We start from the raw sequence: 20,306 nt of genomic DNA on the forward strand, positions 1-20,306 counted from the left end.
TTTGACCATAAGGCCCGTGCCATGCTGAATATTTCCCGTGCCCTGCTGTTGCTTGGTTTGCTTGGCAGCAGCCTGGCCAGCGCCATGGATTACCGCATCGAAACCGTGACTGAAGGCCTGGAACATCCTTGGTCCATGGCTTTTTTACCGGATGGGCGGATGCTGGTGACCGAGCGAGTCGGTCGCCTGCGCATCATCGAGCCGGACGGCAGCCTGAATCCGCAGCCGGTCGGTGGTGTACCCGAGGGCCTTGTTGCAGCCCAGGCGGGGCTGATGGACGTGCTGCTCGACCCTGACTTTGCCAGCAATCAGCAGCTCTACCTGAGCTATGCCTACGGTACTTCTCAGGCCAACAACACCCGCCTGAGCAAGGCGCGGCTGGTCGATGGTCAGCTGCAGGACGTGCAGGTGCTGTTCAGCGCGCAGCCGGCCAAGTCCGGTGCCGCGCATTACGGCGGGCGCATGGCCTGGCTGCCGGATAACAGCCTGGTGCTGACCCTGGGCGATGGCTTCGACTGGCGTGAGCAAGCGCAGGACCCGAGCAACCACCTCGGCAAGATCGTGCGCCTCAACCGTGACGGCAGTATTCCCAAGGACAACCCGCTGGTGGGCCAGGCCGGCGCGGCGGCAGAGATCTACAGCCTGGGCCACCGCAACGTGCAGGGCATCGTCTATGACGCCGAGTCGCAACGCCTGTACAGCCATGAACATGGCCCGCGTGGTGGTGACGAGCTGAACCTGATCCAACCCGGCAATAACTACGGCTGGCCACTGATCACCTACGGCATCGACTACACCGGCGCGCAGATTTCGCCGTACACCGAGCTGCCGGGTCTGCAGCAACCCTTGCTGCACTGGACGCCTTCGGTGGCACCGTCGAGCCTGACCCAGTACCGCGGCGCGCTGTTCCCCGAATGGCAGGGCGACCTGTTTGCCTCGACCCTGGCCGAACGCAGCGTGCGCCGCATTCGCCTGCAAGACGGCAAGCCGGCCGAGCAGGAAGTGCTGTTTGCAGAGCTGGGTGAGCGCATCCGCGATGTCCGCAGCGGCCCGGACGGTGCGTTGTACCTGCTGACTGACAGCGCCGAGGGACGGCTGCTGCGTGTGCTGCCGAAGCAGTAGCTCTGCCGAATGACCTTGAACGCCGCACCCTGACGCGTGCGGCTTGCGGCATAATCCACGGCCTTACTGTGCCCGTGCTGCTTCGACCATGACCCCGCTTAAATACCTGCAAGGCTACCCGGCCCAGCTGCAAGACAAGATTCGCCAGCTGATTGCCGAGCAGCGCCTGGGCGACTACCTGGCGCGCTCTTACAGCGGCAAGCACGGGATTCAGAGCGACAAGGCGCTGTACGCCTATATCCAGGGGCTCAAGCAGGAGCATTTGCGCAATGCCCCGGCCGTCGACAAGGTGCTCTACGACAATCGTCTGGACCTGACCCACCGTGCCCTCGGCCTGCACACGGCAATCTCCCGGGTGCAGGGCGGCAAGCTCAAGGCGAAGAAGGAAATTCGCGTGGCCTCATTGTTCAAGGATGCCGCGCCGGAGTTTCTGCAGATGATCGTGGTGCACGAGCTGGCGCACCTCAAAGAGGCCGAGCACAACAAGGCCTTCTACAAACTCTGCGAGTACATGCTGCCCGGCTATCACCAGTTGGAGTTCGATTTGCGGGTGTACCTGACCTGGCGCGAGCTGCCGGGTACGGCAGGCGAGTTGTCAGCCCCGCAGCAGTAGATTGAGCTGATCCACCACTTCGGCCCATTCGGCGTCGGCCAACAGCTGTTGCCGGAGAAAGTCGGCCTGCGCCTTGTCCCAGAAGGGCGCGTCGGCCAGTTGGCAACTCTCCGGCAAGGGCGAGTGCTGTTTGATAAAACGCTCGATGCTGGCCTGGTCATGATCCAGGCCAAGTTGTTTGAACAGTGACGGCAGGCTGTGGGTATGTGCTTGCATGGGGGCTCCTGAGGTTGGATGGCGAAGGAATAGGCTGACTATCAAGTGATAGCAGCTTTATCGACAGGCAGGCACTCGAACCGCTGTATGCAGGTGTTTTGCCGAGCGGGCCTGGGTATTGTGGCGTGCATCGGGGCTGACCTGCTAGGCTGGCAGATACCGCCACTCCATGGCTGAGGCCACTGTCTCCATGTGTTTGAACTTTCTGCGCAGGCTGTCGCTGGCATTTTGCTGTGTGCTGCTGATCCCGCCCCTGGCGGCGCGCGAACTTTTGGCTGTAGGCAGTAACTTTCCCGGCGTATTTGAGCAGCACGGCAGCAGCTATAGCGGCCTCGCCACCAGTGTATTGCGCCAGGCGCTGGAGCCGTTGGGCTATCAGGTGCGCTTCGAGTTGTATCCCTGGGCCCGTGCGCAGCACATGGTGGCCCGCGGGGAGGCCGACATCCTTATCGGGCCTTACAAGAACGCTGCGCGTGAGCAGCTCTTAGTGTTCTCCGCACAGCCCTTCTACCGCGACCACATCGTTTTTTACCGCCCGCGCGGCGGCGTGTTGCGCTGGGACGGCGACTATCAGCAGTTGCTTGGTCGGCGCATTGGCGTAGTGCGTGCCTGGTTCTATGGCGCGGGTTTCGACAGCCGGCGTGAGCAGCTCGAATTGGTCACCGTGGAACAGGTTGAGAATGGCTTGAAGATGCTCGCTGCCGGCCGCCTGGAGCTTCTGGCCAGTAATCAGCGTAATACTCAGCCGGCGCTTCTAGCATTGGGGCTGGCTGACAAACTCGAACAACTAGAAACGCCGATCGACCTGCAGGACGGCTACTTTGCCTTTCCCCGCGATGAGCGTTACCGGTCTTTGCGTGAGCAGTTCGACCGGGCGCTGCAGCAGATGACCGAACAAGGTCGGTTGGCGCAGTTGGCTGCCGACTGGCAGGTGGAAATTCCTTAGACGACGCGCACTATTCCCAACAGTTGCACGCCACTGGCCAGACGCAGGGTCACTTCGTCGCCAATCTGTTTGCCGAGCAGGCTTTGTCCCAGCGGTGCCTGCGGGCCGATCACCTGCACGGCCTGGCCATCCTGCTGCAGCTTCATCGCTGCGCCGTCCGGGCCGAGGAACAGGCACTGGCGGCGCTCTTGCTCGTCGTTTAGCTCAACCAACGCGCCGAGTTGAATGCCCAGTTGTGGGTCAAAGCTACGCAGCACCAGCTGCTTCCAGTTGGCCAGCGTCTGGCGAATGGCGGCGGCGCGGCGGGCCTGTCCGGTGGCCAGATAAGAGGCTTCCAGACCCAGGGTGTCGTATTTGTTTTCGGCGATATTTTCTTCATGGGTCGCCGCTTCGTAGGCGGTCAGTGCCGCCTGTTGGGCCTTCAACAGGTCATCTTCGAGGCGGGCGATTACCTGTTGTAGCAGCTGGGCTTTGTTCATGTTTGCTTCTTCAGTAGGTGCGCGGCCAGGGTGCGCAGTGGCCCCAGTTGGCGGCAGATCAGCGCCAGTTGGGTTTGCACCAGTCGTTGTTGGTCATCCAGGTCATCGCTGAGTGTTTCCAGCTCACGGGCCAGCTGCTCTTCGGCGTCACTGTGGATGGCTACCGGGCGCTCATCGCTGAGGCAGCTGGCAATCTCTTCCAGGCTGGCGGCCAACTGGCTGGCGCTGGCCAGCAGCGGGTTGTCGCTGCCACTCAGGCTGGTTTCACCGCGGTGTGCGCCAAGGCCCGAAAGGTAGCTCAACAGGGTGTGGGAGAGCACCAGAAAGCGGAAGCCAATATCCGCTTCCTTACGAAAATGCCCCGGCTCCATCAGCATATTGCCCAGGGTGGTCGAGAGTGTGGCATCGGCGTTGTGCGCGTTGCGCCGGGCCAGGCGATAGGCCAGGTCGTCGCGCTTGCCGCTGGTGTATTGGGCAATGATCTGTTGCAGGTAGCGGCTGTTGCAGCTCAGAGTATTGGCCAGCAGGCGGTTGAGGCGGCGGCCCTGCCAGTCCGGCAGGATCAGCAGCACGGCCAGGCCGGCGATCAGGCTGCCGAGCAGCGTGTCGACCAGGCGCGGAATAAACAGCCCGTAACCGTCGCCGACCTGGTTGAAGCAGAACAGCACCAGCAGGGTGATGGCAGCCGTGGCCAGGGTGTAGCGCGTGCTGCGCAGGGCGAAGAACGCCACCCCGGCGACCACCGCGAACAGCGCCTGTATCAGCGGGCTGGGGAACAGGTCGAACAGCGCCCAGCCGATCAGCAGGCCAAGTACGGTGCCGCTGATGCGCTGCACCAGCTTGAGTCGGGTCGCACCGTAGTTCGGCTGGCAGACGAACAGCGTGGTCAGCAGGATCCAGTAGCCTTGCGCCGGGTGAATCCAGTGCAGTACGCCATAGCCGGCGGCCAGGGCGATGGACAGGCGCAGGGCGTGGCGAAACAGCAGCGAGGTGGGCGTCAGTTGCAGGCGCAGGCGTTCCCAGACGTCCTTGAGCGACTGCGGTTCGCGGTCGAGCAGGCTGCTGTCTTGTTCTTCGGCGAGGGCATCGGGGTTGCTGGCATTGCCCAGCAGCGCATCCAGGCTGCGCAGGTTGCCGGCCAGCGCACCGAGTGAGCGCAGCAGGTGACGCCAGGCTGGGTTGCTCTGCATGCGCAGGTGTTCGAGCGAGTCGTGCAGGTCGGTCAGTGCCTGGTGGCACAGCTCGCGGTACTCGAACGGCTGGCGCAGCTCGATGGCCTGGGCCAGGCGCTGACAGGCTTCGCCATGCAGGCGCAGCAGGCGTTGGCAGCGGAACAGCACGTCGCTGTGGAAGAACGCCTCGGCCAGCTCGTTGTAGGGGTAATGCGAGGAGCTGGCGCGCTCGTGAATGTCCTGAGCGAGAAAGTACAGTTTCAGGTAACGGCTGACCTTCGGTCCCGGCCGGCCATTGCCGACCCGGTGCAGGATGATCTCTTTGGCTGCGTTGAGTGCCGCCACCACTTTGCCGTTCTGCTTGGCCAGGGCCAGGCGGCGTTCTTCCACATCCAGTTGGCGCAGCGGTTCGAACAGTGCGGCCTTGAGCTTGAGGTAGCGTCCCAGCTCGCGAAACAGCCGCGCCAGGCTGTGCTGCACCGGCTGGTTGGCAAACAGCGCATTCCACAGCACCGACAGTACGCCGTACCAGGCCGCACCGGCCACCAGCAGCAGAGGCTCCTGCCACAGGCCCGCCGCACCGCCGCGCTGCTCCACGCCGATCATGCTGTACACCGCGAGAATCAGCGTGGCTGCGCCGAGCGTGGCGTAGCGTTCGCCGAGTGCGCCGAGCATGGTCAGGGCAAAACTGGACAGCGCCAGGGCGCAGACAAACAGCCAGGGATAGGGGAAGAGAAACTCCACCGCATAAGCGGCGACGCTAAAGCAGCCGAGGGTGACCAGCAGCGCTCCCAGGCGGCCCTGCCAACTGTCGTCGGTTTCCGCCAGGGCGCTGGCGATCACCCCGAGAAACAGCGGAATCAATGCATGCATCCAGCCCTGCGACCAGCACAACAGCAGCGCGCCGCTGAGGGCGATAAACACCCGCAGGCTGTAGCTGAATTTATCCTGAGCCCAGAGGCGGCGTAGCGAATAAGGTAATGAGCGCGATGGCATGGCCCGGCCTTGAGCAAGCGTAAACAGGTAGCAGCCTAACGGAGTCTGTGCCGAGTTGGCAGCCATCGCAGGCGTTTCATGCTTATTTATCGGTTGCCGGGCTTGCGCGCGTGGTACGAATCCGCATGGCAGCTACGCTGAAATCATTCGCTGTTTGCGTGAGGCATCTGCCGTGCTGTTCACCTCGTTGCGTGCGTTGCTCCCGTTGCTGTTCGCCAGTCTGCTGTGCGCACCGTTGACGGCCGAGCCGTTACGGCTGTTTACCGAAGAGTACCCGCCGATCAATTTCAGTCAGAACGGCGAGCCGGCTGGTCTGGCCACCGAGGTGGTGAAAGAAATCATGCGCCGCACCGGGCAGAATGCGCCGATCAGCGTGGTGCCCTGGGCGCGTGGTTATCAGGAGGCCCTGACCCGCGCCAACACCGGACTGTTTGTGGCCATGCGCACCCGTGAGCGTGAGCACCTGTTCAAGTGGGTCGGGCCGGTTACCCGCAACGTCACCAGTTTCTACGCCCTGCGCCGCTCCTTTCTCTCGATCAGCCGCGCTGAGGAAGCCCGTGAGTACGGTGAGATAGCCGTGCCGCGCGATTGGTACAGCCACCAGCGCCTGTTGGCCGACGGCTTCAGCAACCTGACCCCGGTTACCGGGCCGGCGCAGGTGGTCAGCATGCTCAAGCGGGGGCGGGTAAAGCTGATGGTGCTGGACAACCTGAGCATCAATGCGCTGCTGGCCCAGGGCGATATCCAGGCCGACGAGGTGCAGCTGCTGTTCAACTACATGCACAGCGACAGCTATATCGCCTTTTCTCAACAGACCGATGATGCGCTGATCAGCCGTTGGCAGCGCGAGTTGAACGCGATGAAGCAGGACGGCAGCTTTGCCGCTATTCATCACAAGTGGTTACCGGGCGAGCCGCTGCCACCGCTTGAGCCGGCCCCGGCCCCTTGATTCAGACAAACTGTGCGGCGGCGTAGCCCGAGGCCCAGGCCCACTGGAAGTTGAAGCCGCCCAAGTGACCGGTGACATCCAGCACTTCGCCGACAAAATACAGCCCAGGCGATTTCAGCGACTCCATGGTTTTCGATGACACCTCTCGGGTGTCCACGCCGCCCAATGTCACCTCGGCGGTGCGATAACCCTCGGTGCCGGCCGGCACCAGTTGCCAGTCACCGAGCTGCTCGGCAATCGCCTTGAGTTCGGCGTGGGTGTACTGCTTCAGCGGTTTGGAGGCGAACCAGTTGTCCGCCAGCAGGCCGGCCATTTTCTTGGTAAACAGCTCGGCCAGCAGGGTTTTCAACTCGCTGTTGGGGCGTTCGCGCTGTTGCTGTTCCAGCCACTCGGGCAGGTCGATATGCGGCAACAGGTTGATGCTGATGGCTTGGCCCGGTTGCCAGAACGAGGAAATCTGCAGGATTGCCGGGCCACTCAGGCCGCGGTGGGTGAACAGGATATTTTCCTTGAAGCTCTGCCCGTTGCAGCTCACCACACAGTCTTCCACCGAGGTGCCGGACAGTTCGCTGCACAGCGCCTTGAGTTGTGGGTCGGTGAGGGTAAACGGCACCAGACCGGCGCGGGTTGGCAGCAGGTTATGGCCGAACTGCTTGGCCACCTGATAGCCGAAGCCGGTCGCGCCGAGTGTCGGAATCGACAGGCCGCCGGTGGCGATTACCAGCGACTCGCAGCGCACCACGCCGGCGCTGGTGTGCAGCTGGTAGCCGTTGTCCAGTTTGCTGATCTCGCCCACCGAGGTGTCCAGGCGCAGCGTTACGCCGGCTTCGTCACACTCGCTGAGCAGCAGGCCGAGGATGTCGCTGGCCTTGTTGTCACAGAACAGCTGGCCGAGCTTCTTCTCGTGGTAGGGCACGCCATGCTTGGCCACCAGGCCGATAAAGTCCCACTGGGTATAGCGCGCCAGGGCGGATTTGCAGAAGTGCGGGTTTTCCGAGAGAAAGTTGCTCGGCTCGCAGTACATATTGGTGAAATTGCAGCGCCCGCCACCGGACATCAGGATCTTCTTGCCGGCCTTGTTGGCGTGATCGAGCAACAGCACCTGGCGCCCGCGCGCCGCCGCCGTCAGCGCGCACATAAGCCCGGCAGCACCGGCTCCGATAATCACGACTTGGGGTGTCAGCACTGCAATTTCCTCAACCTGCGACGGCCAAAACAGCGCGCATCTTAACTGATGGCTTATGAGGTGTGCCTGGGCCGGTGATCGACTAGGCTTAGCACTCTGTGATTTCTGGACCGCCATTGATGAATGGAACGCGTTTTTGCCTGCTGTTGTGGGTGCTCCTGCTGCCCTTGCATGGCAATGCTGCGCAAGCCCTGCGGCTGGTGGCTGACCCCTGGCCGCCGTTTAATGATCAGACGCTGCTGAATAATGGCGTGGCTTCTGACCTGGTGGCCACGGCGCTGACTCGTGCCGGCTACACCACTAGCTATGCCCAGGTGCCGTGGGAGCGTGCGGTGCGCGGGTTGCAGCAGGACACCTACGATGTGCTGATCAACGCCTGGTACACCGATGAGCGGGCCGTCTTTGGTCATTACTCGCAGCCTTATCTGATCAACCGTATCCGTTTTCTGCAGCGCAAGGGCAGCCAGATCAAATTTACCCAGTTGCCGGACCTTTATCCCTACAGCATTGCCGTGGTGCGCGGTTATGCCTATTCCAGCGAGTTCGATCAGGACAGCCGGCTGAGCAAGGTCGGGATGGTCGGTTTTGAGGTCGGTGCGCGCATGCTGCATGCGCGGCGGGTGCAACTGACCCTGGAGGATGAGCTGGTGGCGCGCTTTCACCTGAGCCGTAGCCTGGCTGGGATTCGTGATCAGCTGGAGTTTCTGCCGCAGCCGTTAAGTGAGAACGGCCTGCATATTTTGATCAGCCGTAAACACCCGCAGCACCGGCAGATTGCCGATGCCTTCAACAAGGCGATTGAGGACATGCGCGCCGATGGCAGTTATGCGCAGATCTTTCTGCGTCATGGGCTCTAGAGTTTTCGCTGCTGCATCCTTAGCCAGCGCTGGTCACTGCCAGCAGTTGCGCCCACGGCCCTGGCTCTTGGCCTGATACAGACGCAGATCAGCCTGGTGCAGCAGGCTTTCCAGGTCGTCCGGGGCACCGTGGTAGATGCCGGCGCTGAACGACAGCGGCGGTGCACCAACGGCGTATTTCAGGCTGGCGCAGTAGCTGCGCAACTGGTCGAGGGCGTCGCTGAGGGTGGCGGCGTCCTGCTGGCTGACCATGGCGAACTCTTCACCGCCCAGACGGCCGAGTAGAGCATCGGGGAATACCGCGGAAAATGCCCGGGCAAAGGCGATCAGGGCGGCGTCACCGCTGGCGTGGCCGTGCTCGTCGTTGATCCGTTTGAAGAAATCCAGATCGAGCATTGCCACGCTGTGGTCGCGGCCGCCCGAGCGTGCCTGTTGGAACAGTTGCTGGCCGTGCTCGTAGAACGCCCGGCGGTTGTTCAGCCCGGTGAGGGCGTCGAACTGCGCGGCTTGTTTCAGGGCGCGCAGCAGGTCGCGGCGCTCCAGGGTCGACATCACCCGGCAGTTGAGCTCTTCCGGGCAGAAGGGCTTGCGCAGGAAGTCATCGGCACCGTGCTTGATAAACTTGGCGCTGAGCGAGCCCTTGGTGTCGGCAGACAGGCCGAGAATGATCAGCTCGTGGCGTTTCATCTTCTGCCGCAGCAGCTTGACCAGATCAAAACCACTCAGTCCCGGCATGCTGTGGTCGACCACCAGCAGGTCGATATCCGGCTGCTCCTTGAGCAGGCGCAGGGCTTCGTCACCATCGCAGGCTTCGAGAATCTGGTAGCGATGCGGGGTCAGCACATGGCGGATGTAGTGGCGGGTGGCCTCGGAGTCCTCGGCGATCAGGATCTTCACGGCGCTGTTGCTTTCCAGGCGGTGCAGCAGGCGGAAGGCGTATTCGTAGGAGTGCTGGCTTTCCTTGAGTACGTAGTCGACCACGCCCTTGAGCAGCATCTGGTCGCGGCGCTGTTCGTTATAGGTGCCGCTGAGGACGATGCAGGGCAGGTGGTAACTCATCACCACGTCGACAATTTCACCGTCCGGGGCGTCCGGCAGGTTGAGGTCGACGATGGCGGCGAAGAACAGCTCCGCCGAGGTTTCCAGCATCACCTGGGCCTCGCCCATGGAGGCGCAGAAGATCGGCTGGAAGCCCGTCTCCTTGCGAAACAGATGTTCGAGAATCTTCAGCACCAGTGGGCTGTCTTCGATCACCAGGATATTGCGCAAGGGGCTACTCCTCTGTCGCTGGCCACGTCACCGCAGCCGTCTGTTTAGCTCATGCGGCAACTATAGGGTACGAATGCGCAGCGAGCGGCCCTTGATTTTGCCTTCACTGAGGCACTTGAGTGCCTGCATGGCCACGCTGCGTTCAACCGCAACGTAAGCCTGGAAGTCGAAGATCGCGATTTTGCCGACCTGCGCGCCAGGAATGCCCGCCGCGCCCGTCAGGGCACCGAGAATATCGCCGGGGCGCAGTTTGTCCTTGCGTCCGGCGCCGATGCACAGGGTGATCATCGATGGCTGCAACGGCGCGCCGCCCTGGTGTTTCAGGCTGCTCAGCGGATGCCAGTTGAGCGGCGACTTTTGCAGAGTTTCGATGGCCTGGGCGCGATGGCCTTCGGCTGGTGCGACCAGACTCACGGCCAGGCCCTTTTCACCGGCACGTCCGGTGCGGCCGACTCGGTGAATATGAATTTCCGAGTCGCGCGCCAGTTCGACGTTGATCACCATGTCCAGCGCATCGATATCCAGGCCGCGTGCGGCCACATCGGTGGCCACCAGCACCGACAGGCTGCGGTTGGCGAACATCGCCAGCACCTGATCACGGTCGCGTTGCTCCAGGTCGCCATGTAGCGCAGCGGCCGAGATGCCTTTGGCGGTCAGATGGTCGACCACGTCCTGGCACTGCTGCTTGGTAAAACAGAAGGCCACGCAGGACTGCGGGCGGAAGCTGTTGAGCAGCTTGACCACGGCGTCCAGGCGCTCTTCCGGGGCGATTTCGTAGAAGCGCTGTTCGATCTGCGTGTCGTCGTGCAGGGCCTCGGCCTTGACCTGCTGCGGGTCGCGCATAAAGGCCGCGGCCAGTTGCTTGATCCCGGCCGGGTAGGTGGCGGAGAACAGCAGGGTCTGCCGGCGGCTCGGGGTCTGCCCGATGATGTCGGCGATGCTGTCGTAAAAGCCCATGTCGAGCATGCGATCGGCTTCATCGAGCACCAGGGTGTTCAGACCGTCGAGCTTCAGTGTGCCCTTGCTCAGGTGCTGCTGGATGCGCCCCGGGGTGCCGACGATGATCTGCGCGCCGTGTTCCAGCGAGCCGATCTGCGGGCCGAACGGCACACCGCCGCACAGGGTGAGAATCTTGATGTTGTCTGCCGAGCGCGCCAGGCGACGCAGCTCCTTGGCCACCTGATCGGCCAACTCGCGGGTCGGGCAAAGCACCAGCGCCTGGCAGCCAAAATAGCGTGGGTTGAGCGGGTTGAGCAGGCCGATGCCAAAAGCGGCGGTCTTGCCGCTGCCGGTCTTGGCCTGAGCAATCAGGTCCATGCCCTTGAGCATGACAGGCAGGCTCTGCGCCTGAATCGGGGTCATCTCGGCGTAACCGAGGGACTCGAGGTTGGCCAGCATGGCGGCGGAAAGCGGCAGAGAAGAGAAAGCGGTTTGAGTCACGGTGCAGGCCTGCTAAACGAAATGGCGTGCAGTGTAACAGGCTGGGCGCGATGGCTCGGCTCTAACGGTCGGCTCGCCCGCCCGAGCTGGATATGCGCTTTTTGGAGGGGCGGGCATGACTGCGGGCTTTGGCAAGGACCGCTCCGGGTAGGGTGCGCTGTGCGCACCGCAGTGTTACACCACCTGGCGGTGCGCATAGCGCACCCTACAAAATTTCGGCAGGCCCTAGAACAGATCGATGGGGTCGACGTCCAGCGACCAACGCACCGCGCGGCCGCTAGGCATCTGTTCCAGAGCCAGCATCCAGCTATTGAGCAGACGGTGCAGCGGGGCGCGGGCATTGGCCTGGATCAGCAACTGGGCACGGTAGCGGCCGGCGCGGCGCTCCATCGGCGAGGGAATCGGCCCGAGCAGTTCGATGCCGCTGAGTGCCAACTCGCCGAGCAGCAGTTCGGCTTCCGTGCAGGCATTGTCGAGAAAACCTTCGGCCTGGCCGGGTTTGTGCGCTTCGGCGCGCAGCAGGGCGAGGTGGCAGAACGGCGGCAGGCCAGCGCTGCGGCGCTCACTGAGGGCCTGTTCGGCGAAGGCGAAATAGCCCTGTTCGGTCAGCTGCACCAATAAAGGGTGGTCGGCCAAGTGGCTCTGGATAATCACCTTGCCCGGCTCTTCGGCACGTCCGGCGCGCCCGGCGACCTGCACGATCAGCTGAGCCATGCGCTCGCTGGCGCGAAAATCCGCCGAGAACAACCCGCCATCGGCATCGAGAATCGCCACCAGGGTTACGCGCGGGAAGTGGTGACCTTTGGCGAGCATCTGCGTGCCGACCAGGATGCACGGCTCGCCGCGCTGCACGGTGTTGAACAGGGTGGTCATGGCTTCTTTGCGCGAGGTGCTGTCGCGGTCGACACGCAATACCGGCACGTCGGGGAAGAGAATCTCCAGGCGTTCTTCGGCGCGTTCGGTGCCTGCACCGACCGGGCGCAGATCGACGGTGTTGCACTTCGGGCAGTTGCTCGGCTGGCGTTCGACATGCCCGCAGTGATGGCAGCGCAGCTCGCGCGAGCGCTGGTGCACGGTCATCCGCGCATCACAGCGCGGACATTCGGACAGCCAGCCGCAGTCGTGACAGAGCAGAGTCGGGGCGAAGCCGCGGCGGTTGAGGAACACCAATACTTGCTGGCCGGCTTGTAAGGTTTGGGCGATGGCCTGTTGCATGGGGCCGGAGATTCCGGAATCCAGCGGTCGGCTTTTCACATCCAGGCGTAAAAACCGCGGTTGTTTGGCGCCGCCGGCGCGTTCGCGCAGGTGCAGCAGGGCGTAGCGGCCGTTGTGAGCGTTGTGCAGGCTCTCCAGTGAAGGCGTGGCCGAACCCAGCACGATCGGGATGTTCTCCTGGCGGGCGCGCACCACAGCCAGGTCACGTGCGTGATAGCGCAGGCCTTCCTGCTGTTTATAGGAGGCGTCGTGTTCCTCGTCGATGATGATCAGCCCGGGGTTCTGCATCGGAGTGAACAGTGCCGAGCGGGTGCCGATGATGATATCGGCCTCGCCGTCGCGCGCGGCCAGCCAGGCGTCCAGGCGTTCGCGGTCATTCACCGCCGAGTGCAGCAGGGCGATGCGCGCATTGAAGCGCTGTTCGAAGCGCGCCAGGGTTTGCGGGCCGAGGTTGATCTCGGGGATCAGCACCAGAGCCTGTTTGCCGGCTTCCAGGGTTTCGCGAATCAGTTGCAGGTAGACCTCGGTCTTGCCGCTGCCGGTCACCCCGGCGAGGAGAAAGGCGTTGAAGCTGCCGAACCCTGAGCGGATCGCCTCGCTGGCCGCGCGTTGTTCGGCGTTCAGTGGCAGCTCCGGTTGCGCCAGCCAGTTGGCGTGGCGTTTGCTCGGTGCATGGCGACGCACTTCAACCCGTACCAGGCCTTTCTCCAGCAGCAGGTCGAGGCTGTCCTTGTTCAGTTGCAGTTTGCTCAACAACTGGTGGGCGACCCCGTGGGGGTGCTGGGCGAGGGTACGCAGCGCGTCGCGCTGGCGTGGTGCGCGGCTCAGGCGTGGGTCATCGAGTTGCGCGCCGTCGCTCACTGACCAGAAGCGCTCCTGGCGCGCCTCGGCCGGTTCACCCTGACGCAGCAGTACTGGCAGCGCCCAACTGAGGGTGTCGCCGAGGCTGTGCTGGTAATACTGGGCGGTCCACACACAGAGCTTGAACAGCGCGGGCGGCAAGGGCGACTGGGCATCGAGTAGTTGCAGCGCCGGCTTGAGCTTGTCGGCCGGCACGTCGCTGTGCTCTGTGACTTCGATCAATATGCCGATCATCTCGCGTCGGCCAAACGGCACCCGCAGCCGCGCCCCCGGCTGCAAGGCGCCGCGCGGCACACCGGGCGGGGCACGGTAATCGAACAGGCGGCGCAGCGGCGAGGGCAGGGCGAGGCGCAGAATCACGTCGGGCACGCAGAGGCTCCAGTGGCAAGGGCGCGATCTTAGCACGCAGGCAAACGACAGCCGGCCTTGCGTCGCTGCGGTGCTCTGGTATTATCGCCGGCCTATTTCCGTGCGGTACCCGACAATAGTGTCTGGTGGCGGCACGACAGCCCTGAGGAATCAACATGAAAGCCGATATCCACCCGAACTATGTAGCCATCACCGCCACCTGCAGCTGTGGCAACGTGATCGAAACTCGCTCCACCCTGGGCAAAGCACTGAGCCTGGACGTGTGCAACGAGTGCCACCCGTTCTACACCGGCAAGCAGAAAATGCTGGATACCGGCGGCCGTGTTGATCGCTTCAAGCAGCGCTTCGGCATGTTCGGCGCCAAGCAGTAAGCTTGCGCGCAGCGACGCAGACCCACATGGGTTGCACATCGCTACTGAAAAAGGCGTCCCTTGTGGGCGCCTTTTTCGTTTTCGGCTTTTATTACGAGGCCGCGCTGGCGTTCTGCCCAGCGCCGGGCAAGCTGCCCAGCGTCAAGGTGCAGCGCGTGATTGACGGAGACACCCTGCGTCTGGCTGACGGACGCAGTGTACGTCTGATGGGCATCAACAGCCCCGAGCTGGGCCGCCAGGGCCGTTCCGCCGAGCCGTTTGCCGAAGCCGCGCGCAAGCGCTTGCAGGCGCTGGTAGCAGCCAGTGAGGGGCAGGTGGCCTTGCAGCTTGGCCGGCAAGCCAAGGATCACTACGGGCGCACCTTGGCGCACGCCTATGACAGCCAGGGGCGCAATCTGGAAGCGCAGCTGCTCGCCGAAGGCCTGGGCTATCGGGTGGCTGTAGCGCCCAATTTGGCGTTGGTGGCGTGCCAGCAAGCCGCCGAGCGTCGTGCACGAGAGACGCGTGCCGGGCTTTGGCAGCGTTCGCCGGTGCAGGCGGCTAACCAGATAGCCCGTGGCGGATTTGCCTTGGTGCAGGGCCGGGTTCAGCGTGTCGAGCGCAATGGTGGTGGCGTATGGCTGGAAATGGGGGATGCGCTGGTGCTGCACATCGCCCCGCGTGCAGTGGACAATTTTGACCTGCGCGCTGTCCAAGGCCTTGCCGGGCAGCAGATTGAGGCGCGCGGCTGGGTGGTCGACCGGGCGAAACGCGGCGGCCTGCGTGCCGGGCAGGCGCGCTGGATGTTGCCGTTGAGCGACAAGAGCATGCTGGAGGTGCTGCCATGAACGTGCGTGCGTTGTTGCTACTCGTCCTGCTGGGGCAACTGGCCGGCTGTGCGGTCAATCCGGCGACCGGGCGCAATAATTTCGTGATGATGAGCGAGCAGCAGGAGCTTGACCTCGGGCGCCGCTACAACCAGCAGATACTCAAGGAAAATCCGCGTTACGCCGACGAGAAGCTGCAAGCCTATGTGCAGCAGGTTGGCGAGCGGGTGGCGAAGAACAGCCACCGCAATCAACTGGCTTATCAGTTCACGGTGGTGGACAGCCCTGATATCAACGCCTTTGCCTTGCCAGGTGGCTACATCTATATCCATCGCGGATTGTTGGCCTACCTCAGTTCGGAGGCCGAACTGGCTGCTGTGCTCGGTCACGAAGTAGGTCACGTTACCGCGCGGCACAGCGTGCAGCAGCAGAGCCAGTCCACTGCCTGGGGGTTGCTGGGCCAGGCGGTGGCGATTGGTACCGGTGTAGGCGCCGCTGCCGATGTGACCAGCGTGCTCGGTGGCGCCGTTGTTCGCGGCTATGGCCGCGACATGGAGCTGGAGGCCGACGGCCTCGGTGCACAGTACCTGGCACGTAGCGGCTATGACCCGCAGGCCATGGTCGCCGTGGTCAAGGTATTGAAGAATCAGGAAGACTTCGCCCGTGACCAGGCTGCCGAGCGCGGCGAAGCGCAGCCGACGGGCGGTTATCACGGCTTGTTCGACACTCACCCGGACAATGAACGGCGTCTGCAACAGGTGCTGGGCCCGGCACGTGCCCTGGCCACCGGTCAGCAGGAGGTCAATCGCGAGGGCTTTCTCAAGCGCCTTGAAGGCCTGCCTTTTGGCGATTCGGCTGAAACCGGTGTGCGCCGTGGTCAGCGCTTCTACCATGCGGATCTGAACTTCACCCTGGCTTTTCCCCAGGGCTGGAACCTGCTCAATCGCCCGGATGCACTGATCGGTCACACCGCCGACCAGCAGGCATTTGTCGCCATGACTCTGGAAGACAATCCGCAAAAGCTGGCACCGGCTGAGTTGCTGCGCCAGCGCGTCGGCGGCCAACGCCTGGTGGCGGGTGTCGAGTTACAGCAGGCTGGCCTCACGGGTTACAGCGCGGTGCTGCCGGGTAATGCCGCCAAGCGGATTGCGGTGATCCAGCATGGCGCGCGGGCGTACCTGTTCGTTGCGGCGGTGCGCGGGCAGGCCTCGCTGGAAAGCCAGGACGCACAGTTTCTCAGCGTGATCAAAAGTTTTCGTCCGATGACCGCTGCCGAATACAAGCAGGCGCAGCCGCAGCGGCTGCAATTGGTCAAGGTCAAGCCGGGCCAGACCCTGGAAAGTCTGGCCAAGGACAGCCCTCTGTCGGGGGATGCCGCGAAGGCGCTGCGCCTGCTCAACAACCTCTACCCCAGCGGCCAGCCGCGCCCCGGTGACTGGCTCAAAGTCGTACGCTAGGGCCTGCGTGCGTATCCGGACTCGCCAGTCTTGTGCAGCTGTATACAACTTGCGTATCCTCGCCGCCTGCCTGTTCAACACCCCCAAGCGGAAATGCCACCATGTCTGATTTGAAAACAGCCGCTCTCGAATATCACGCCAATCCCCGTCCGGGTAAGCTGAGTGTCGAGCTAACCAAGCCAACCGCAACCGCACGCGACCTGTCCCTGGCCTACAGCCCCGGTGTTGCCGAGCCTGTGCGCGAAATTGCGCGTGACCCGGAGCTGGCATACCGCTACACCGGCAAAGGCAACCTGGTGGCAGTTATTTCCGACGGTACCGCGATTCTCGGCCTGGGCGACCTCGGTCCGCTGGCGTCCAAGCCGGTAATGGAAGGCAAGGGTGTGCTGTTCAAGCGCTTTGCCGGCATCGATGTATTCGACATCGAAGTCGAGTCTGAAAGCCCGCAGGCATTTATCGACACCGTTCGCCGTATCTCGATCACCTTTGGTGGGATCAACCTGGAAGACATCAAGGCGCCCGAGTGCTTTGAGATCGAGCGCACGCTGATCGAACAGTGCGACATTCCGGTATTCCACGATGACCAGCACGGCACCGCCATCGTGACCGCAGCGGGCATGCTCAACGCCCTGGAAATCGCCGGCAAGACCCTGCCGGACGCCAAGATCGTCTGCCTGGGTGCTGGTGCTGCCGCCATCTCCTGCATGAAACTGCTGGTGAGCATGGGTGCCAAGGTCGAGAACATTTATATGATCGACCGCAAGGGTGTGATCCACGCTGGTCGTGACGATCTGAACCAGTACAAGGCGGTGTTTGCCAGCGAAACCAGCAAACGCACCCTGTCCGATGCACTGGACGGTGCCGATGTGTTTGTCGGTTTGTCCGGTGCCAATCTGCTGGCCCCTGAAGATCTCAAGCGCATGGCGGCCAACCCGATCGTGTTCGCCTGCTCCAACCCGGACCCGGAAATCAAGCCGGAGCTGGCGCGTGAAGTGCGCAGCGATGTGATCATGGCCACCGGTCGTTCCGACTACCCGAACCAGGTCAACAACGTGCTCGGCTTCCCGTTCATCTTCCGTGGTGCGCTGGACGTTCGCGCGACCCGCATCAACGAAGAAATGAAGATTGCAGCCGCTCTGGCTCTGCGTGACCTGGCCAAGCTGCCCGTGCCTCAGGAGGTCTGTGACGCGTATGGTGGCATCGCCCTGTCGTTCGGCCCTGAGTACATCATTCCGAAGCCGATGGACCCGCGCCTGATCACCGTGGTTTGTGATGCGGTGGCCAAGGCGGCTATCGAGAGCGGTGTGGCGACCTTGCCGTATCCGAAGCACTACCCGCTGCAGTCGGTTAACGACGTGTTCAACGGCTAAGCCTGCGAGCAATAAAAAACCCGCCGCGGCGGGTTTTTTATTGCGTGCTTATTCGTCTGAGCATTCGGGACGAGCGGCACATGCGTCTATGGCGGTGGTGACTTAGAACAGATCGAGCGGTGCGGCCTCGTCTGCAGGCAGTGGGCTACCGGGGATGCTCATGCCAGGGTCAAATTCTCCCATCGGCGGTGGCGAATCTTCGCTCTTGAACAGCTCAAAGTAGGCGTCCGGTGTATCCGGTGTCGCCGCGCGTCCGCTGTGTGGGTCAACGCGCAGGGTCAACAGCCCTTCGGGCTCGGGCAGCAGATGGCTGGGTTTGTCCTTCAGGGCCGCGCCCATGTAGCTCATCCAGATGGGCAGCGCCACGGTGCCACCGTATTCGTTGCGGCCAAGACTTTCCGGCTGATCGAAACCGGCCCAGACGGTGGTGATGTAGTCGGCGTTGTAACCGGAGAACCAGCTGTCCTTGGATTCGTTGGTGGTGCCGGTTTTTCCTGCCAGGTCATCACGGCCCATGGCCATGGCACGGCGGCCGGTGCCGCGCTTGATCACGTCCTGCAGCATGCTGGTCATGATGTAGGCGGTACGGCCATCAATGATCTGTTCGGCCTGGATCGGTTCGGCGGGCAGTGGTTGATCGCCCACGATCAGTGCGGCGTTGCTCTGTTGGGCGCGCTGTTCAATGCCAGCGGGGGTTTGTGCCGGGCTGGCGTTGAACAGCTGCTTACCGTTACGGTCTTCGATGCGCTCGATCAGGTAGGGCTCGACCTTGTAGCCGCCATTAGCAAAGGTGCTCCAGCCTTCGGCGATCTCCATTGGCGTCAGGCTTGCGGTACCCAGGGCCAGGGAGAGGTTGGGCGGCAGATCCTTGCGCTCAAAACCGAAGCGCTCGATGTAGCTCAGCGTGCTGTCAATGCCGAGATCCTGCAGCAGACGAATCGAAACCAGGTTGCGTGAGCGGTACAGCGCTTCGCGCAGGCGAATTGGGCCGAGGAAGGTGTTGTTGTCATTCTTCGGTCGCCAGACCTGCGACAGCGCATCGTCGGCAAACACGATCGGGGCATCGTTCACCAGTGTCGCGGCGGTGTAGCCCTTATCCAGTGCCGCGCTGTAGACGAAGGGCTTGAAGCTCGAGCCTGGCTGGCGTTTGGCCTGGGCCGCACGGTTGTAGTTGCTCTGCTCAAAGGAGAAGCCGCCGACCAAAGCGCGAATGGCGCCATTGTTCGGATCAAGCGACACCAGTGCGCTCTGTGCGGCGGGCAACTGAACAAAACGCAGGCTGCCGTCTTCCTGGCGCTGCACGCGGATTAGGTCGCCAATCTGGCTGACGTCCGCAGGCTGCTGTGGACGTGGGCCGAGGCTATTAGTATTGAGGAAGGGACGTGCCCATTTCATGCTGTCCCAGGCCACGGCCTGTTCTTCGCCATTGCGTAACAGCACCAGAATGCCGCTCTTTTCCACGCTGGTGACGATAGCCGGCTCCAGGCCGCCAAGGGATACCTGCTTACTCAGTTCGCTGAGCCAGTTCTCCTTGGTCATACCCGGCAGACGGCTTTCCGGGCCGCGGTAGCCATGGCGCTGATCGTAGGCAATCAAGCCTTCGCGCACAGCGCTGTTGGCAGCGATTTGCAGATCACTGGGCACCGTAGTGGTGACGTTGAAACCTTCGGTATAGGCCTCGCTGCCATAGCGGCCGACCATCTCGGCGCGGGCCATCTCGGCAATATAAGGCGCAACCAGTTCCGGGGCGGGAACGTGATAACTGACATTGATCGGTTCTGCCAGGGCTTCGTCGTAGCGCTGCTTGTCGATTCGGCCAAGGCTGTACATGCGCCCGAGAATCCAGTCACGGCGCTCAAGTGCGCGGGTTGGATTGACCAGCGGATTGAAACGCGAAGGCGCCTTGGGTAGACCAGCAATCATGGCCATCTGCGCCAGGCTAGTGTCACGAATCGACTTGCCGTAATAAACCTGAGCGGCTGCCTCGATACCGTAAGCACGGTTTCCCAGGTAAATCTTGTTCACATAAAGTTCAAGAATTTCGTTCTTACTGAGTTCCCGTTCAATTTGCAGCGCAAGAAGTATCTCGTTGATCTTGCGGGAGAAACTTCGCTCACTGGTAAGGAAGAAGTTCTTCGCTACCTGCATGGTGATGGTGCTGCCGCCCGTTTGGATCTGCCCGCTTTTCACGATTTGCGTTGCAGCGCGCATCAGGCTGGTAAGGTCAACGCCATAATGGTTGGCAAAGTTGTCGTCTTCGGCAGCGAGCAACGCGCTGATGAAGTCCTGAGGGATATCGGCAAAGGCGATAGGCGAGCGGCGCATTTCGCCAAATTCGGCGATCAGCTTGGCATCACTGCTGTAGACCCTCAGCGGGATCTGCAGCTGGATGCTGCGCAAAGATTCGACGGATGGAAGGCTAGGGCTAAGATAGAGGAAGGCCCCGCTGAAACTGAGTACCAAGCCACAAAAAACGGCGAGGCAGGACCAGCAGAAAAAACGCAAAAGACGCATCAAGATTTTTGGATTTCCAGATAAAAGAACGAGTTAAGCCGAACACAAGGTTAAAAGAGAAAAACTGATCACATTATAAGCGGTTTTTTTGCTGGGTA

17 protein-coding genes are annotated in these 20,306 nt (G+C 62.4%); 9 read left to right on the forward strand and 8 right to left on the reverse strand.

Features of this window, described 5'->3' with window-relative positions:
* The first annotated feature begins 21 nt into the window (after positions 1-21).
* Together ACSQ17_RS12870 and ACSQ17_RS12875 are read left to right on the forward strand one after the other, a co-directional pair.
* Complete coding sequence (locus ACSQ17_RS12870; protein WP_436069076.1) at positions 22-1,122, forward strand: PQQ-dependent sugar dehydrogenase; 1,101 nt, start codon at positions 22-24, stop codon at positions 1,120-1,122.
* 88 nt (positions 1,123-1,210) lie between these two features.
* Positions 1,211-1,735, forward strand: a complete 525-nt coding sequence (locus tag ACSQ17_RS12875) for a YgjP-like metallopeptidase domain-containing protein (protein ID WP_436069078.1) — start codon at positions 1,211-1,213, stop codon at positions 1,733-1,735.
* Here the strand turns inward: ACSQ17_RS12875 and ACSQ17_RS12880 are convergent.
* Positions 1,718-1,951, reverse strand: coding sequence for a DUF2789 domain-containing protein (locus ACSQ17_RS12880; RefSeq protein WP_436069080.1), 234 nt, complete (start codon positions 1,949-1,951; stop codon positions 1,718-1,720). The two genes, ACSQ17_RS12875 and ACSQ17_RS12880, sit on opposite strands and share 18 nt — an antisense overlap.
* Positions 1,952-2,120: 169 nt before the next feature.
* Between ACSQ17_RS12880 and ACSQ17_RS12885 the strand changes: the two genes are divergently transcribed.
* Positions 2,121-2,897: a substrate-binding periplasmic protein gene (locus tag ACSQ17_RS12885; protein ID WP_436069082.1), complete on the forward strand. Its 777-nt coding sequence runs from the start codon at positions 2,121-2,123 to the stop codon at positions 2,895-2,897.
* Here ACSQ17_RS12885 and ACSQ17_RS12890 read toward each other — a convergent pair.
* A complete protein-coding gene (locus ACSQ17_RS12890) occupies positions 2,894-3,376 on the reverse strand; it encodes a GreA/GreB family elongation factor (protein WP_436069084.1) in 483 nt (160 codons plus the stop codon). The two genes, ACSQ17_RS12885 and ACSQ17_RS12890, sit on opposite strands and share 4 nt — an antisense overlap.
* Positions 3,373-5,544, reverse strand: coding sequence for a YccS family putative transporter (gene yccS, locus ACSQ17_RS12895; RefSeq protein ID WP_436069086.1), 2,172 nt, complete (start codon positions 5,542-5,544; stop codon positions 3,373-3,375). Before yccS ends, ACSQ17_RS12890 begins: the two co-directional genes overlap by 4 nt.
* Positions 5,545-5,716: 172 nt before the next feature.
* Between yccS and ACSQ17_RS12900 the strand changes: the two genes are divergently transcribed.
* A complete protein-coding gene (locus tag ACSQ17_RS12900; protein ID WP_436069088.1) occupies positions 5,717-6,493 on the forward strand; it encodes a substrate-binding periplasmic protein in 777 nt (258 codons plus the stop codon).
* 1 nt (position 6,494) lies between these two features.
* Here the strand turns inward: ACSQ17_RS12900 and ACSQ17_RS12905 are convergent, their stop codons facing one another.
* Positions 6,495-7,679 carry an NAD(P)/FAD-dependent oxidoreductase gene (locus tag ACSQ17_RS12905; protein ID WP_233683442.1) on the reverse strand — a complete coding sequence of 395 codons (1,185 nt, stop codon included), beginning with the start codon at positions 7,677-7,679 and terminating at the stop codon, positions 6,495-6,497.
* Positions 7,680-7,798: 119 nt separating this feature from the next.
* Here ACSQ17_RS12905 and ACSQ17_RS12910 point away from each other — a divergent pair, with 119 nt between their 5' ends.
* Entirely contained in the window at positions 7,799-8,536 is a 738-nt protein-coding gene (locus ACSQ17_RS12910) for a substrate-binding periplasmic protein (RefSeq protein WP_436069091.1), read from the forward strand.
* Between the two features lie 33 nt (positions 8,537-8,569).
* Here ACSQ17_RS12910 and ACSQ17_RS12915 read toward each other — a convergent pair whose 3' ends face one another.
* The 3 genes from ACSQ17_RS12915 to ACSQ17_RS12925 all read right to left on the reverse strand — a co-directional run bounded on the left by ACSQ17_RS12915 (position 8,570) and on the right by ACSQ17_RS12925 (position 13,690).
* Positions 8,570-9,805 carry a diguanylate cyclase domain-containing protein gene (locus tag ACSQ17_RS12915; RefSeq protein ID WP_436069093.1) on the reverse strand — a complete coding sequence of 412 codons (1,236 nt, stop codon included), beginning with the start codon at positions 9,803-9,805 and terminating at the stop codon, positions 8,570-8,572.
* Between the two features lie 60 nt (positions 9,806-9,865).
* On the reverse strand, positions 9,866-11,245 hold the full coding sequence (gene dbpA, locus ACSQ17_RS12920; RefSeq protein ID WP_436069095.1) for an ATP-dependent RNA helicase DbpA: 1,380 nt from the start codon (positions 11,243-11,245) through the stop codon (positions 9,866-9,868).
* A gap of 225 nt (positions 11,246-11,470) precedes the next feature.
* The gene (locus ACSQ17_RS12925) at positions 11,471-13,690 is read right to left on the reverse strand and encodes a primosomal protein N' (protein WP_436069097.1); all 2,220 of its coding nucleotides are present in this window, start codon (positions 13,688-13,690) and stop codon (positions 11,471-11,473) included.
* A gap of 155 nt (positions 13,691-13,845) precedes the next feature.
* Between ACSQ17_RS12925 and rpmE the strand changes: the two genes are divergently transcribed.
* The 4 genes from rpmE to ACSQ17_RS12945 all read left to right on the forward strand — a co-directional run bounded on the left by rpmE (position 13,846) and on the right by ACSQ17_RS12945 (position 17,694).
* Positions 13,846-14,061, forward strand: coding sequence for a 50S ribosomal protein L31 (rpmE, locus tag ACSQ17_RS12930; RefSeq protein ID WP_296216777.1), 216 nt, complete (start codon positions 13,846-13,848; stop codon positions 14,059-14,061).
* Positions 14,062-14,087: 26 nt separating this feature from the next.
* Positions 14,088-14,888: a thermonuclease family protein gene (locus ACSQ17_RS12935; RefSeq protein ID WP_436069100.1), complete on the forward strand. Its 801-nt coding sequence runs from the start codon at positions 14,088-14,090 to the stop codon at positions 14,886-14,888.
* A complete protein-coding gene (locus ACSQ17_RS12940; RefSeq protein ID WP_436069102.1) occupies positions 14,885-16,324 on the forward strand; it encodes a M48 family metalloprotease in 1,440 nt (479 codons plus the stop codon). The genes ACSQ17_RS12935 and ACSQ17_RS12940 overlap by 4 nt, the downstream gene beginning before the upstream one ends.
* A 101-nt stretch (positions 16,325-16,425) precedes the next feature.
* Positions 16,426-17,694: a malic enzyme-like NAD(P)-binding protein gene (locus ACSQ17_RS12945; protein WP_436069104.1), complete on the forward strand. Its 1,269-nt coding sequence runs from the start codon at positions 16,426-16,428 to the stop codon at positions 17,692-17,694.
* Positions 17,695-17,796: 102 nt separating this feature from the next.
* On the opposite strand, the gene ACSQ17_RS12950 is transcribed toward ACSQ17_RS12945, so the two are convergent.
* Positions 17,797-20,208, reverse strand: a complete 2,412-nt coding sequence (locus tag ACSQ17_RS12950) for a penicillin-binding protein 1A (RefSeq protein ID WP_436070473.1) — start codon at positions 20,206-20,208, stop codon at positions 17,797-17,799.
* Between the last annotated feature and the right edge of the window lie 98 nt (positions 20,209-20,306).

It is taken from the genome of Pseudomonas sp. LjRoot71 (assembly GCF_964253255.1).
GTDB lineage: Bacteria > Pseudomonadota > Gammaproteobacteria > Pseudomonadales > Pseudomonadaceae > Aquipseudomonas.